This is a genomic window from Alteromonas sp. ABH4_456, assembly GCF_056160645.1.
Genome location: NZ_JBSWXO010000012.1, coordinates 65464 through 80923, shown reverse-complemented (window position 1 = coordinate 80923; position 15460 = coordinate 65464). Strand labels below are relative to the sequence as shown.

The 15460-nt window shown below is 50.6% G+C and carries 10 protein-coding genes; 8 read left to right on the top strand and 2 right to left on the bottom strand.

Annotated features, from left to right (window positions below; all coding sequences use genetic code 11):
- Window positions 1-26: 26 nt before the first annotated feature.
- The 5 genes from ACXAG2_RS16975 (at window position 27) to ACXAG2_RS16955 (ending at window position 6419) form a co-directional block, all read left to right on the top strand.
- Window positions 27-1424, top strand: a complete 1398-nt coding sequence (locus ACXAG2_RS16975) for an aldehyde dehydrogenase (protein ID WP_474847430.1) — start codon at window positions 27-29, stop codon at window positions 1422-1424.
- A 44-nt stretch (window positions 1425-1468) separates the two neighbouring features.
- The gene (locus ACXAG2_RS16970; RefSeq protein WP_474843346.1) at window positions 1469-2305 is read left to right on the top strand and encodes a p-hydroxycinnamoyl CoA hydratase/lyase; all 837 of its coding nucleotides are present in this window, start codon (window positions 1469-1471) and stop codon (window positions 2303-2305) included.
- A gap of 14 nt (window positions 2306-2319) precedes the next feature.
- A complete protein-coding gene (locus ACXAG2_RS16965) occupies window positions 2320-3804 on the top strand; it encodes an AMP-binding protein (RefSeq protein WP_474868926.1) in 1485 nt (494 codons plus the stop codon).
- A gap of 80 nt (window positions 3805-3884) precedes the next feature.
- Window positions 3885-5204: a mechanosensitive ion channel family protein gene (locus tag ACXAG2_RS16960; RefSeq protein WP_119502407.1), complete on the top strand. Its 1320-nt coding sequence runs from the start codon at window positions 3885-3887 to the stop codon at window positions 5202-5204.
- A gap of 18 nt (window positions 5205-5222) precedes the next feature.
- A complete protein-coding gene (locus ACXAG2_RS16955) occupies window positions 5223-6419 on the top strand; it encodes an MFS transporter (protein WP_474868924.1) in 1197 nt (398 codons plus the stop codon).
- A gap of 40 nt (window positions 6420-6459) precedes the next feature.
- Here the strand turns inward: ACXAG2_RS16955 and ACXAG2_RS16950 are convergent, their stop codons facing one another.
- A complete protein-coding gene (locus ACXAG2_RS16950; RefSeq protein WP_474868921.1) occupies window positions 6460-7515 on the bottom strand; it encodes a LacI family DNA-binding transcriptional regulator in 1056 nt (351 codons plus the stop codon).
- Between the two features lie 703 nt (window positions 7516-8218).
- On the opposite strand from ACXAG2_RS16950, the gene ACXAG2_RS16945 reads away from it, so the two are divergent.
- From ACXAG2_RS16945 to ACXAG2_RS16935, 3 genes are all read left to right on the top strand, one after another.
- Complete coding sequence (locus tag ACXAG2_RS16945) at window positions 8219-11128, top strand: TonB-dependent receptor domain-containing protein (protein ID WP_474868918.1); 2910 nt, start codon at window positions 8219-8221, stop codon at window positions 11126-11128.
- A gap of 101 nt (window positions 11129-11229) precedes the next feature.
- The gene (locus tag ACXAG2_RS16940; protein WP_474868916.1) at window positions 11230-12843 is read left to right on the top strand and encodes a glucoamylase family protein; all 1614 of its coding nucleotides are present in this window, start codon (window positions 11230-11232) and stop codon (window positions 12841-12843) included.
- Window positions 12844-12854: 11 nt separating this feature from the next.
- The gene (locus ACXAG2_RS16935) at window positions 12855-13733 is read left to right on the top strand and encodes a carboxylesterase family protein (RefSeq protein ID WP_474843334.1); all 879 of its coding nucleotides are present in this window, start codon (window positions 12855-12857) and stop codon (window positions 13731-13733) included.
- A 66-nt stretch (window positions 13734-13799) separates the two neighbouring features.
- On the opposite strand, the gene ACXAG2_RS16930 is transcribed toward ACXAG2_RS16935, so the two are convergent.
- Window positions 13800-15311 (bottom strand): acetyl-CoA hydrolase/transferase family protein, encoded by a 1512-nt coding sequence (locus ACXAG2_RS16930; protein WP_474868914.1) that lies wholly within the window; start codon window positions 15309-15311, stop codon window positions 13800-13802.
- Window positions 15312-15460 lie beyond the last annotated feature (149 nt).

Here is a 15460-nt window from a genome sequence, read left to right as displayed (position 1 = left end):
CTAATCCACCGGAAAACGGAGTGTTGATGAACTTTACCCGCTTAAACCCGCTCACCGGCGAAATTGCCAGTGAGGCACCGGCAATGAAAGGTGCACACATGCAGGCTGTTGCCGAAAAAGCACAGCAAGGCTTTGAAATCTGGTCCGGTTTTGGCCCTAACCAGCGCCGTGCCATCCTGTCTCAGGCTGCCATTGCCCTTGAAGGTAAGAAAGACGATTTCGTCAAAGCCATGATGGAAGAAACGGGCGCCACTGCAGGCTGGGCTATGTTCAACCTGATGTTAGCAACTTCCATGCTGCGTGAAGCCGCCTCACTGACTACACAAATCAGCGGTGAAGTTATCCCGTCTGACAAACCTGGCTGTGTTGCTATGGCTCAGCGTGTTCCGGTTGGTGTCATTCTGGGGATTGCCCCCTGGAATGCGCCAATTATTCTGGGTGTTCGCGCCATTTCCACGGCACTTGCCTGCGGCAATGCAGTGATCTTAAAAGCATCGGAAGTGTGCCCGCGCACTCATTCGCTGATCATCGAAGCGCTGGCAGAAGCCGGATTCCCTGAAAATACAGTAAATATCGTCACCAATGCGCCGGAAGATGCCGCAGATGTTGTGGGCGCGCTGATTGATGCCAAACCGGTAAAACGCATTAACTTCACCGGCTCAACCGCCGTGGGCCGCATTATCGCAAAACGGGCAGCAGAACATCTGAAGCCCTGCTTGCTGGAGCTGGGTGGTAAAGCCCCTATGCTGGTACTGGACGATGCTGATCTTGACGAAGCGGTGAAAGCGGCCTCCTTCGGCGCGTTTATGAATCAGGGCCAGATCTGTATGTCTACCGAGCGTCTGGTTGTGGTAGATGCGGTGGCTGATGCTTTTGCCGACAAGCTGGCAGCGAAAGTATCCACCATGAAAACCGGCGATCCCCGTGAAGGGAACACCCCGTTGGGTGCGGTGATTGACCAGAAAACTGTTGAAAAGGTCAACGGGCTGATTGACGACGCGGTCAGCAAAGGTGCTGTGATCCTTACCGGCGGTAAAGCTACATCGGTACTGATGCCGGCTACGGTGCTGGATAAAGTCACCGCGGACATGGCGATTTACAGTGAAGAAAGCTTCGGTCCGGTAGTGGCGATGATCCGTGCAAAAGACGAAGCGGATGCGGTGCGAATTGCCAACGATTCTGAGTACGGACTGAGTGCGGCGGTATTCACCCGCGATGCGGCACGGGGCATGAAGGTCGCCGGAAAAATTCGGTCAGGTATCTGCCACGTGAATGGCCCTACTGTGCACGATGAGGCGCAAATGCCCTTCGGCGGTGTGGGAGCCTCTGGTTATGGACGCTTTGGCGGCAAAGCCGGTATCGACCAGTTTACAGAACTGCGCTGGATCACTGTGGAAACTGAACCCGGCCACTATCCCATTTAATTTTTTAAAGTATTGAATTTTATCGTTTTGAGTAAGGAATGATTGTGAGTACAGAAAATCAGGAAGCAAACACCGTAGCGGTGACAATCGAAAACGGGGTGGCGTGGGTTGCCCTGAACCGTCCGGAAAAACGCAATTGCATGAATCCGGCGCTGAACCGCCAGATGATGCGGGTACTGGATGAGCTGGAGTACAGCGACGATGTAGCCGTACTGGTGCTGACAGGGGAAGGCACTTCCTGGAGTGCGGGCATGGATTTAAAAGAATATTTCCGAGAAAACGAAGCGAAAGGCCTGGGCGCAACACGCAGGGCGCAGTCAGAAGCTTACGGCTGGTGGCGCCGTCTGCGCTGGTACCACAAGCCAACGGTTGCCATGATCAATGGCTGGTGTTTTGGCGGTGCGTATGGCCCGTTATTCGGCTGTGATCTCGCATTTGCGGCCGAAGAAGCCACATTCGGTTTGAGTGAAATTAACTGGGGTATTTTGCCGGGCGGCGGTGCCAGTAAGGTCGTGGCTGATTTGCTGCCACTGCGTAAAGCTATGTACCACGCCATGATGGGTGAGAACATTGACGGTAAAACTGCGGCTGAGTGGGGACTGGTTAACGAAGCGGTACCGCTGAGTGAGCTGAAAGCCCGCGTACAGACGGTATGTGATGTGCTGAAAGGCAAAAATCCGGTCGCCCTGAAAGCCACAAAAGATGCCATCCGCCGCGTGAAAGAAATGACTTACGACAATGCGGAAGACTATCTGGTACGTGCGCAGGAAGCAGCAAACAGCTTCGATAACGATGGCCGCAAAGAAGGCATCAAGCAGTTTATTGATGACAAGACCTATAAGCCGGGTCTGGGTGCATACGATAAGAGTCAGCAGAAGTAAGCGGAGTGAGCAGCATGGATTTTCTCTCTTTTCAGGCCCGTCTGCGTCCCGGTGACGAAGCGGTGTACGACATTACCTCGCAGCGTCGCTGGACCTATGAAGCGTGGGACGGTTTCGTTTCCCGGCTGGTGACCTGGTTGTCACAACAAGGTGTGCATAAGGGTGACAGGCTGGTTTGTCTGGCGAGAAATTCTGCTGAAACCGTGGCGCTGCATCTGGCTTGCGGACGGGCAGGGGTATTATTTGTTCCTCTGAACTGGCGTTTGTCTCAGGAAGAACTGATGCAATTGCTGGATGATTGCGAGCCTTCGCTGGTATGTGGCGATAAAGAGGCTGACCGTGCCGGTTTGCCCTATGTGGCGCTTTCCACATTGCCTGATCTGGTCAGCGAACTGACACCCTCTGCTATCAGTAGCGAGAACGCAGCTGCACCTTCGCTTATCCTGTACACATCAGGCACAACAGGGTTACCTAAAGGTATTGTACATACCGAACAAACCATTATGGAAACCACGCAGAATATGGCGCTGCTGGGGCATGTGGATGAACACAGTACCTTTTTGTGCGAAACACCTATGTTCCATGTCATCGGCCTGATTTCCTGTGTGCGTCCTGCGCTTTACTTTGGCGGGCGGTTAATCATTTCTGACGGATTCGAGCCGGCACGTACCTTTAACCGGTTGTGTGATCCTGAACTGGCGGTCAGTCATTATTTCTGTGTCCCGCAAATGGCCAATGCCCTTCGTCAACTGGCACATTTTGATGCGTCTAAAATGACGGGATTAAAAGCGCTGCTGACAGGCGGTGCGCCACATCCGGAAGTACAGATCAAAGCATGGTTAAACGACGGCATCCCCATCGTGGACGGGTATGGCATGAGTGAAGCCGGCACCGTGCTCGGGATGAGTTTTGATATGCGTATTATCGATCAGAAAGCCGGTTACGTCGGTTTACCTACACACCGTATCGATGTGCGGCTGACCGGGCCGGGTAATCAGCCGGTGGCATTTGGTGAAGCCGGTGAAATACAGATCAAGGGTGCGAACCTGTTTGTGGATGTATGGAAGAACCACCGCGCTTATGAACGAAGTTTCACACCTGACGGCTGGTTTCAGACCGGTGATATTGGCGTGAGCGATGAGGACGGCTATATCCGGATTGTGGATCGCATCAAAGATATGTTCATCTCCGGCGGCGAGAACGTGTATCCCGCTGAAGTTGAGGCTGTAGCACTGCGTTTCCCGCAAATACTGGAATGTGCGCTGATAGGTGTACCGGACGAAAAGTGGGGAGAATCCGGTTGTCTGTTTGTGGTGCCCTCGGTGAGTCATGAGTCTTTCGATAAGGAAGGCTTATTACGGGAAATGGAAAAAGGGCTGGCCCGTTATAAACTACCCAAACATGTCCGGTTGCTGGACGCATTACCCCGTACCGGTGCCGGAAAGGTCAGGAAGAACATCCTTAAATCAGAACTCAGTGCACTGGTCGCAGAACATTGAAATAATATAAGGAAAAGCTTTACCACACCGGTAAATGACGATACAACAAGCCCGTTAAAAATCCTCAAACAGGTTTATTGATGGAAAATTTTGTTGCAGAGTTACAAAGTCAGTTTCAGCACGTACAGGAAGCGGTGGTAAGCCCCGGTTTCCTGTATCAGGTTGCTGCGTTGCTGGCGATTTATTTGGTGGGATGGCTGGTATCAAGGAAGATCCGCAGTTTGTTTGTGCTGACACGGCAGGAGCCGAAAGAAGGCGCACACTCACTGCAAATGTTTGTGTATCGTCTCGGCGGCACATTATTTCCTATTATTACTATCACCTTACTGAAACTGACTTCGGTACTGGGCAAACAATATCAGCTGGATGCATGGCTGCTGGAAATCGCAGTGGTTATCGCTGTGCTGATCTTCATTCATTCCTGCATCCGTGAGTTCGTCTCCAATAAAGGGATTGCGGCGTTTCTGCGCTGGGTGGGGATCCCCATAGTTTTCCTTCATCTGATTGATGTGCTGCCTAAAGTTATCGGCGCACTGCAAACCGTTTCTTTCAGCGTGGGTAACGTTGATGTATCAGCTTACGGTATCGCCCGTGTGCTGATTTTCGGTATTTTACTGTTCTGGCTTGGCCGTGCTTCAAACTCCATGGGTAAGGATATTATCCGCAACCATAAGAAGCTGGATGTCACCACCAAAGAAGTGTTCGCCAAGCTGTTCGAAGTGGCGCTGTTCTGCGTTATCTTCCTGTTGCTGCTTAATATCATGGGAATTAACCTGACTGCGCTGGCCGTGTTTGGTGGTGCTGTGGGTGTGGGTCTTGGTCTTGGTTTGCAGTCCATCGCGTCGAACTTTATCTCCGGTATTATTATCCTGCTCGACCGTTCTTTAACTGTCGGTGACTACGTTGAACTGGACGACGGCAGCAAAGGGTTTGTCCGTGAATTTAAAATGCGTTATGCGGTGCTGGAGACTTACGACGGTAAAGATATCCTGGTGCCTAACGAGAAGTTCATCAACTCGTTGCTGGTGAACTGGACGCACAAAGATTCCAAACAACGTTACCGGATTGATTTCTCTGTTGCTTACAGAACGGATATCCGCTCAATGGTTGAAATCATTAAAGATGCCGTGAGTGAACATCCTCAGGTGATCAGCGGCGATGACGTGGAGATTGAATACCGGCCGGATTGTGAAATCGACAGCTTTGGTGACTCCGGCGTAAACATGTTCGTCGAGTTCTGGATGGAAGGTGTGGATGACGGTCAGAACCGCGTGGGCGGTGACTTGCTGCTGATGGTATTTGAAACCCTCCGCGAACACGATATTGAGATCCCGTTCCCGCAGCGTGAAGTGCGGGTTATCAACGAAGACGCTATTAAGCTCAGTAACACTACCCCGTAGCACTGAGTCTGAACAAGGATGTTTACCAGCAGAAACCCCGAACCGGCCGTGCCTTACTGGCGGCTGTCCGGGGTTTATTTTTTTGTCTGTGCGGTACTCGGCACAATGCTGCCTTACTGGATGCTGTTTATGGAGTCGCTGGGCTACAGCGCCTGGCAGACCGGACAGCTCACCGCACTGCAGATGGTGACAACCCTCATTGCTCCCTACGTGTGGGGCGAGGTGTGTGACCGCGCATCTTCCCGCCTGCGTGTTATCCGTGCCGGAAATTTAGCGGCAGCGCTGATTTTTCTGTGTGTGTTTGCCTTTTTTGAACATTACTGGGCGCTGGTTCTGGCAGTATGTGCCAGTGCGTTCTGCTGGCAGGGACTGAATGCCCAGTTCGAAATTATCACGCTGAATCACCTGGGAAAAGATCCTCACCGTTACGGCAGAATAAGACTGTGGGGTTCCTTCGGTTTCTTAAGCGCTGTGTGGCTTACCGGACAGATCATCAATCTTTATTCTGTGGCATTGTTGCCTTACATTGTCGCCGGCTTGCTGTTCACATTATGGTTGATGACGTTGGTCAATCGCGACCAGCCGGTAAAGGAACAACCGGACGGCAATCTGGAACAGCCCGGCGGGATCTGGCAAAACCCGGTGCTGTGGTTGTTGCTGGTGGTGTTCTTTCTGGTGAACTTCAGTCATGGCAGCTATTACGGCTATTACAGTCTGTTTCTCAAGCAGGAAGGTATCAGTGCGGCCGTTACCGGCAATCTGTGGACTGTCGCTGTTGCGTCTGAATTACTGATGTTTGCCGCTATGCCCTGGGTTATGCGCCGCTTCAGTTTACGGTTCATTTTGCTGGTGAGCCTGTGTCTGACAGCCTTTCGCTGGTTGGGAACAGGGATGCAGGCAGGCAATGTTGCAGAGCTGACTTTGTTGCAGTTACTCCACGGCGTCTCTTTCAGTGCAGTTCATACGGTGGCGGTGCTGCTGTTCAAGCAATGCGTGCACACTGCCCATGAAGGCAAAGCGCAGGCATTATACTGTGCTGTATGTATCGGTGGCGGACAGGCTGCGGGCGTTGCTGCCGGCGGACAAATCTGGGCCATATCTCCGGTAGCCAGTTTCTATTTCAGTGCCGCTGTCGCGGCCGGTGCAGCGGTAATTGCACTGCTGTTTCTCACTGCAAACCGCCTTGCGCCGGCAGGTAAAGTTCAGCAGGTATAAGTTGCTTTGCACAACCGGCCAGGCGCTGACAGCAACAATTTCAGGGTTGCGGTACAGGACCGGTACTTTTCCTCACTATCAGCTTATGGGGCAGAATATTCATCAGTTCTGCCGGCCTGTTACCGTCAATTAAATCCAGCAATATATGTGCAATCTTTTCGCCAATTTTTTCCATTGGCTGGGCAATAGTCGTAAGCGGCGGCGCGCAATATTCGCTTAAAGCAATACCGTCTACACTGATAATGGATACATCGTCGGGTATGCAATATTCCAGTTCCCTTAGAGCATGCATTGCGCCGATGGCGGCGAGATCTCCGAAGCAGAAAATGGCGGTAGGCCGGTTGCGCTGCTGCATCAGACGGTGTACGCCTTCGACCCCCGACTGACTGGAAAAATCACCGTGGTACAGCAGGCGCCCGTCAACCTGAATGCCGGCCTGCTTCATCGCATCACGAAAGCCGGTTTCTCTCAAACGGGAACTGTTAATAGAATCAGGGCCGGCAATGATCCCGATGTGACGGTGACCCAGCCGGAGTAGGTGTTCCGTGGCTTCCACGCCGATACGGTAATTGTCTACGCCTACCTTGGGGATCCCGTCAATTTCAGTAAATTCAGATGCGTTAACCAGCGGCGGGAGTTGTTCTTCAACGGGCAATGACGGGTCTATGTCGAAGGGGATACGGCTGGAATTCGTGATGATGCCGTCCACCTGACGGGTCTTCACCATACCTGCGAAGGTTTTTTCCAGTACCGGGTTGTCCTGCGTATCGTTCAGGATCACTGAATAACCCCGCCGGTGAGCAACGTTCTCGATACTGCGGATAACCGGAGAAAAATAGGGATTGGTAATATCCGGCAGCATAATGGCGATATTACGCGACTTTCCCTGACGCAATCCGGCAGCCAGTTTGTTCGGTGTGTAACCCATTTCCGAGACGACGGCGAGCACCTTATTACGGGTGGCTTCACTTACACGCTCCGGTGTATTTAATGCCCGTGACACCGTCGCTTTGCAGACGCCGGCTTTGATGGCGATATCACTCATTGCCAGTTCTTTATGGCCACTTTTCGACAGGGCCGGCAAACGTTTATTCATGAGCCTGATCCTCTTTGTTCTGCGAGTTGTCGGGATAAGGAAAAACCGGTTGATACTGAGCTTTTATGTATTTCAGCACGTAATATTTTTCAGTGAGTTTGGCAGTTTCGGACTGTAAAGGCAATAAAAGTGATTGAAATCGGTTTCATTGTTTGTTTATTTATTCTTTAAGTTAATATAAATCAATGGTTTGATTTAAATTCTCAGATTTATCCCACCATAACAAGATTCCCTGACTCTCCGGCAATGCTTAGTGCCCGCTTGTCTTCTCCTTCCAACCTGCCGGTTTGTTGAACCTCTCTATTACCTCATCCGTATTAACATTTTTGTAAAAGTCGTATTTCTATAAGTTCATGTATTTTAATGTTTAAGTAGGGTTTGCAGGTTACTTTAGTGAACCGGGTTTGTTAATTTTTTGTATTTGACTTTAGACTAAAGGCTAATGTAGATTTGGATCCCAGACGCCGGATCGTATCCTTTTCACCTGGTTTTCATTGGATCTATCCTGCGTTTTATTGGTTTGTTGATGAAATCGGTTTCCATAGGGTGGTAGTTGTGCAATCAGGGAAAGCGTATCGACAGTGACATGACCAGGCTGAGCAAAAAAGGACAGAGATCCTCCGCTCAGTGAGCGTTACCGGCAACAGGCCATAACAGATGGATCGTGGATATGAAGCCGGCCACTATTTTATGGAGAGACACAATGAAAAAGACACCACACTGGCTGAAGCGCAGCGCCCTGACTATTGCCATCGCTTCAGCGGGGATCAGCAGTTTTCCGGCACTGGCACAGATTGAAAGAGCCACTCTGCGGGGTAAAGTAGAGAGCACCACCGAATCGTTGGCCGGCAAGAAGGTCATGGCCCGTGATACCAAACGGGGATATGTCAGTGAAACCACTACCCGTGAAGACGGCTCCTATGTGTTTGTTGGTCTGAAACCCGGTACTTATCAGGTTATCGTGGACGGTGATGTTGAAGAAATCACTCTTCGCGTAGGGCAGACAGCGCGACTGAATTTTGATGTGGCAGCCAGCGGAGATGACAATATGGAAGTCATCACAGTGTCAGGTACCCGCATTGAGGCATTCTCCGGAGGAGAAATCGGCACCAATATCACCCCTGAAATGATGATGCGCCTGCCACAGAATAACCGAAACTTTCTGGCCTTTGCTGATCTTGCGCCGGGCGTGCAGGTAAATACCTCCTCCGACGGCAGCGTGAGTCTGCGCGGCGGGGCTCAGCACCAGCGCAGTGTTAACGTGTTTCTTGATGGTGTGAGCCAGAAAGATTATGTCCTTAAAGGCGGTGTCACCGGTCAGGACTCCAGCCGGGGAAATCCGTTCCCGCAAAGTGCCATTGGCGAATACAAGGTGATTACGCAAAACTACAAAGCCGAGTATGACCAGGTAGGCAGTACAGCCATTACTGCCGTCACCCGTTCGGGTACCAACGAATTTGAAGGTGACTTCTTTGTCGACTACACCGATGAAGGACTCCGTGAGGCAGAACCAAACGAAACGCAGGGGAAAACCCGCTCACTCATCCGTCACGCCGGTGCAACCTTTGCCGGCCCCATTATCAGAGATCAGCTGCACTTTTTAGCATCTTACGAGAAGAAAACCATTGCCCAGCCTCAGGATGTGATCGGTGGAGAAGGGATTAACTTTGTCACTTTGCCCGATGAATACGCATCTCAGATCGGCGGTTTTGCTTCTGATTTTGAGGAAGATCTGTTTTTCGGAAAAATTGACTGGATGATCAATGCTGACCAGGCGCTGGAATTGTCCGTGAAATTACGGGATGAAAGTGATGTATCCGGATTTGGCGGCGCCAATGCCTATGAATACGGTGTGGACCGCGAGGTAAAAGACCACCGTTATCACATGAAATATACCTACACAGCCGATGCCTGGCAGAACGAATTCCGGCTGACTTATGAAGATGCTGCCTGGAATCCCCGTGCTTTCACTGATGAACCCGGCATGCGTTTAGTGACCGCAGCGCAGCAGTCAATCATCAACGTTGGCGGCGGGCAGGACTATCAGGAAAAAGGTCAGAAAGGGTGGGGGATCCAAAACGATTTCACCTGGCTTGATCTGGACTGGCACGGTTATCACGTTATTAAAGCCGGCTTTAAATACAAAGACATCGAATTACGCACCATACAGCAACAGCCAATCAATCCGCAGTATTACTACAACGTTGAATTTAATGGTCAGGGCAACTTCGACATCGTGCAGCCCTATCGCGTGCAGTGGGGGATCCCGGCAGACGATTCAGTGGGCGGTGCTGTAAAAGCGAAAAACCGTCAGTTCGGTATTTATATTCAGGATGACTGGGAAGTTACTGACAGGTTAACGCTGAACATCGGGATCCGCTGGGATTACGAAGAAACCCCAAGCTACAAAGACTATCAGACGCCGGATGAATTAGTCGGTGCCTTACGGGGTTGGGAGAACATTCAGAACGCCAATTTTGATATTGAAAATTACATCAGTACCGGCAGCGAGAGAGAATACTTCACCGGTGCATGGCAGCCCCGTCTCGGTTTCAGTTATGTGATGGACGAAGACCGTAACCATATGCTGTTCGGTGGCTATGGCCGTTCCTATGATCGTAATCAGTTCGATTTTATGCAACTGGAACAAAGCTCCGGTTCGTTTGCTACGGCGGAATACTTCTTTCAGGGTGACAGTGCTAATCAGTGTGATGCTTCATCGTCAAATTGTGTGGCATGGGACCCGGTTTATCTCACGCAGGCTGGGCTGGATTCTTTAATCAGCAGCACAGAGGTGAGGGGCAGCCGTCATCTGTTGCCTAACGATTTAAAGATGCCGTACTCCGATCAAATGAGTTTAGGTGTACGCAGTGTGTTCGGTGACTGGAACTCAGAAATCAGTATTGCCAGAACGGTGAGTAAAAATGGCTTTAACTGGCTGCTGGGCAACCGCTTGCCAGACGGCGAATTTTTTCAACCCGGCACCAACTGGGGCTCACCCTGGGGATACGGTATTCCGGGCTGGGGCAGTCTGATCATCGGAACTAACGACGGTGAAACCCGCGCGAATAACCTCTACTTTAAACTGAACCGTTCTCATAAAGACGGCTGGGGCGTGAACATCGCTTACACCTTCACTGATGCGGAAGAAAACCGTGTTTACAGTGAAGTCTATGCTTTTGACTATGAGTCAGTCAGCGATTACGGCTGGAACAAGTCTGTAGGCGTGCCTGATCACCGGGTTGTGCTTACCGGTTCTTACGACTTACCCTGGAATGTGGCGCTCACTGCCAAATACACCTGGTCTTCTGAAACTATTTATCAATACACCCTGTGTGATGAAAATGACCAGTGTGCTTTCCGCCGGGCAGAGCCACCGGCCAGTGACTATTCACGCTTTGATCTGGCACTGAGTAAAGACTTCCCGACAGATTATATCAGTGAGAACTCCGTCGCCTGGATTCGTTTTGATGTTCAGAACCTGTTTAACGAAAATAACTACAACACGTTCTATCTGAATCCTGATGAAAGTAACTTCCAGCAGCCGAATATGACTGCGGCAACTAACGGCGGAAAACGTCAGTTGAAGCTGTCAGCAGGCTGGCGCTTCTGATGTAACAACGCAAACATCAGATATTTTAATTCAAAACGGGGCAGCATGACTGCCCCGACTTTATCAATAAAAAACATGACCTTAATCAGAGGCCAGACAGCATGAACAGTAAACGCTTTTCCGGCGCAATTTTCGCCATTATCACTTTATTTAATCTGCCCGTATTCGCTGCCGGATGGCAGATAACCGGTTACGACAGTCACGTAGAACTGAACTGGGAATCATTGCATGAAGAAGGTACCCGCTTTCGTGTTCAGGTAACGCAGGACGGCAAGAACTGGCACACGCGACTGGAAACGAACAGTGCATTTGCCATGGATTTTGTCCGTGATCTGGGCACTAATCTGACCTTGCAATACCGGCTTATGGAAGTAAACGGCGATACAGAAACAGAACTGGCGTCAGGAGAAGCCAAAACCCGCGATTTTACCGATGATGAGCTGCTGGATATGGTGCAGCGTTATACTTTCCGCTATTTCTGGGACCATGCTGAACCTTCCAGTGGCATGGCGCGGGAACGCATTCCCTTCATGGACCAGGATGGTGACATCGTGACAACCGGTGGTACAGGGTTTGGTATTGCTGCCATCATCACTGCTGCGGAACGGGGTTGGGTAACCCGCAAGGCGGCTGTGGCGAGACTGAACAAAATGACAGACCACCTGGAACAGTTCGAGCGTTTCAAGGGCATGTGGGCACACTGGTATACCGCAGATGATTTGAATGCTTTTAACTTCAGTAAATACGATGATGGCGGCGATATTGTTGAATCCGCATTTATGATGCAGGGTCTGCTGACTGCCCGTCAGTATTTCAACGGCGATGATAAAGAAGAGCAGCGTTTACGTAATCGCATTACTGCATTGTGGGAAGACATGGACTGGGAATGGTATACACAGGGCAAAGATATTCTGTACTGGCACTGGTCGAAAAATTACGGCTGGAAAATGAATCACCCTATCAAAGGCTACAATGAGGCGCTGATTGTCTACATTCTTGCTGCGTCATCCCCGACTAATGCTATTTCCGCTGAACCTTACCACGAAGGCTGGGGGGGCTGGGAAGTCAAAGAATTCAGAAACTACTCAACCTATTATGGTATGACATTACCGCTGGGTAATAAAGTGAACATGGGGGGCCCTCTGTTCTTTGCTCATTACAGCTTCATGGGGCTGGATCCGAGAGGCTTGCGTGATCGCTACACGAATTACTGGGAGCAAAACAAACGCCATACACTGATAAACCGTGCGTACTGTATTGATAATCCCTTTGGCTGGCAGGGCTATGGTGAAGATCTCTGGGGGCTGACAGCCGGTGATATGGTGCCGGTGGGTTATACGGCACATGCACCGGGCGCTGAACGGGATCACGGCACTATTTCGCCAACGGCCGCCTTATCCTCTATGCCGTATACACCGGCTGAGTCGATGAAAGTACTGAAAAACCTTTACCGTAACCATGGCCGCCACATGTTTGGCCGGATGGGCTTTTTCGACGGCATTAATTTAAGTGTGTCAGACAATCCGGAAACCCAGGTAAGAAATACCTATCTGGCCATCGATCAGGGGCCTATTGTAGGTATGATAGAAAACTACCGGACAGCTCTGTTGTGGAACACTTTTATGAAGGATAAAGATGTTCAGCGGGGACTGAAAAAGCTGGGCTTTACTATCGACCATAAAGTACAGTCGAACATTCAGTCCATTGGACACTAACAGGGAAAAAGATGATGGGAAGATTGGCTAAGTTTTCAATCAGTGCTGTGGCATTGAGTGTTCTGCTGGTAGGGTGTACCACTCACAATACGCCTGTTGTTCAGGCGCCAAAAAAAACTGCGGCAGAGAATGTGAGTGCACAGGAGTCCGCCGCCGGGGAAGTCTGGCGACAGTATTATGAAGCCAATGTTTTTGACAGCGGAAGCACAAAAACACCTTATCAGATGATGTTGCCGGAACAATTTGATCCGCAAAAAAACTATCCGGTGGTGCTTTTTCTGCATGGTGCCGGAGAGCGTGGCAACGACAATCAGGCGCAGTTGAACAACGGCGGTAAATTGTTTGCAGAGCACCGCAGCGACTTTCCCGCCATCGTTATTTTCCCTCAGGCGCCTGCAGAAGATTACTGGGCCGCTGCCATCGCTGACCGCAGTCAGTTACCCTTTAGTTTTGACTATCCGTATACCGGCGAAAATGACGTGCCGGCCACCGACGCGCTTAAAGGCGTCATGGCGATAACTGACTGGTTGTCAGAGCAGCCTTTCGTGGATACATCCCGCATGTATTTGATGGGATTGTCTATGGGGGGCATGGGCAGCTATGAGCTGTTAGCCAGAAAGCCTGACACCTTCGCTGCCGCAGTGATAATTTGTGGCGGTGCAAATGCTGAACTTGCCGGTAATATCCGTTCTGATCTTCCCGTCTGGGCATTCCATGGCGATGTGGATCAGGTGGTGATCCCCGAATATAACATTCGCATGGTGGAAGGGCTGAAGGCACAGGGCAATCCGGTCAAATTCACCACCTACCCGGGCGTGAATCATAACAGCTGGGATCCGGCTCTGGCAGAACCCGGACTACTGCCATGGTTGTTTTCACAGAAGAAATAAAATGCCGGTGTGTCCGGCTCAACATCCGCCGGTGATCAGGTCAATCACCGGCTTTCTCAGGTATACTTACATTTTACCAAACTGTTCGTAGTTCTCATGCCAGCTCAGGGCTTCGCCGAGAATGTGAGGGGTATGCATACCGCGGGCGCTGGCACAGGCTCTTTCGAAATAGTCGTGCAGTCTGTCGCGGTAGTCCGGATGGGCACATTTATCGATGATGACTTTTGCCCGCTGACGGGGTGACAGGCCCCGTAAATCAGCCAGACCCTGCTCGGTAACAATGACTTTTACATCGTGTTCGGTGTGATCCACATGAGACACTATAGGTACTATAGAGGATATTGCGCCGTTTTTAGCGGTGGACGGGGTGACAAAAATAGACAGGTATCCGTTACGGGCGAAGTCGCCTGAGCCACCAATACCATTCATCATTCTGGTGCCCATCACATGAGTGGAATTCACATTCCCGTAGATATCTGCTTCCAGTAAGCCGTTCATGGCAATGACGCCCAGACGGCGGGCGATCTCAGGGTGATTACTGATATCCTGCTGGCGGAGAATGATTTTCTCGCGGTAAAAATCCATGTTTTTATTCAGCTCGTCCAGCGCCGTGGGGCTGAGTGAAAATGCTGTGGCCGAGGCTACTGATAACGTACCAGACTTGAGCATTTTTAGCATGCCGTCCTGAATCACTTCCGTGTACGCTGTCAGGTTTTTATAGCCGCCGGTATCCAGGCCTTCCAATACGGCATTGGGAATGTTGCCCACGCCTGATTGCAATGGCAGCAGTTCTTTGGGTAAGCGGCCTTTCTGAATTTCAAAGCGGAAAAAATCGAGAATATGGTCAGCAATCTGTCTTGAGCAGGCGTCCGGCGGCGTAAATGGACTGTTCCTGTCAGGGGCAGAGGTTTCTACGATGGCAAGGATCTTCTCCGGGGGAATAGTAAAATACGCATCGCCGATACGGTCATCGGCTTTGGTTAACATGATGGGCTTGCGGTTTGGCGGTAAGGCGGTGCCGTAATAAATATCATGCATGCCTTCCAGTTTCAGATTTTGTCCGCTGTTCACTTCCAGAATGATCTTGTCAGCCTGTTCAATCCAGGTTTTGTTGTTACCAATTGAAGATGAAGGCACTAACCGGCCATCCTCATGAATAGCCGTCACTTCAATAACAGCAATGTCCAGTTTGCCCAGAAAGCCTGACCAGGCGTATTGGGAAACTTCAGACAGGTGAATATCGATGTAATGCATCTGACCATTATTGATTTGCTTGCGGCAAACAGGGTCGGACTGGAAGGGCAAGCGCATGTTAATACCATCCACGGCTGCCAGCGCACCATCAAGCTCAGGCGCTGTTGAGGCACCGGTCCACAAATTGATTTGGAAATGATTGCCTGCCTGACGTTGTGTTTCTGCACGTTTAGCCAGGGCACCCGGCAGGGCTTTTGGGTAACCGGCGCCGGTAAAACCGCTCATACCTACTGAGTCACCGTCATTGATGAATGCAGCAGCCTGTTCAGCACTCATCACTTTATTTTTTAATTGCGGACACAAAATTCTGGATTCAGAAAACATGATCACTCCGGTAAATCGCTTTTCAAAAAAGATTCCAATGCGATAGTAAAAAGAAGAGGGGAAGCAGCAATTGAACAAGAAAGCCCGCTGCTAAAAAATACAGCAATGACTTTACATCGAATTAACGGGAACGGAATAAGACGTCAGTT

Bases quoted from the DNA above. Each gene is read 5' to 3' on its own strand.
- ACXAG2_RS16975 (WP_474847430.1), top strand. From the start codon at position 27: ATGAACTTTACCCGCTTAAACCCGCTCACCGGCGAAATTGCCAGTGAG.
- ACXAG2_RS16965 (WP_474868926.1), top strand. From the start codon at position 2,320: ATGGATTTTCTCTCTTTTCAGGCCCGTCTGCGTCCCGGTGACGAAGCG.
- ACXAG2_RS16960 (WP_119502407.1), top strand. From the start codon at position 3,885: ATGGAAAATTTTGTTGCAGAGTTACAAAGTCAGTTTCAGCACGTACAG.
- ACXAG2_RS16955 (WP_474868924.1), top strand. From the start codon at position 5,223: ATGTTTACCAGCAGAAACCCCGAACCGGCCGTGCCTTACTGGCGGCTG.
- ACXAG2_RS16950 (WP_474868921.1), bottom strand. From the start codon at position 7,515: ATGAATAAACGTTTGCCGGCCCTGTCGAAAAGTGGCCATAAAGAACTG.
- ACXAG2_RS16945 (WP_474868918.1), top strand. From the start codon at position 8,219: ATGAAAAAGACACCACACTGGCTGAAGCGCAGCGCCCTGACTATTGCC.
- ACXAG2_RS16940 (WP_474868916.1), top strand. From the start codon at position 11,230: ATGAACAGTAAACGCTTTTCCGGCGCAATTTTCGCCATTATCACTTTA.
- ACXAG2_RS16935 (WP_474843334.1), top strand. From the start codon at position 12,855: ATGATGGGAAGATTGGCTAAGTTTTCAATCAGTGCTGTGGCATTGAGT.
- ACXAG2_RS16930 (WP_474868914.1), bottom strand. From the start codon at position 15,311: ATGTTTTCTGAATCCAGAATTTTGTGTCCGCAATTAAAAAATAAAGTG.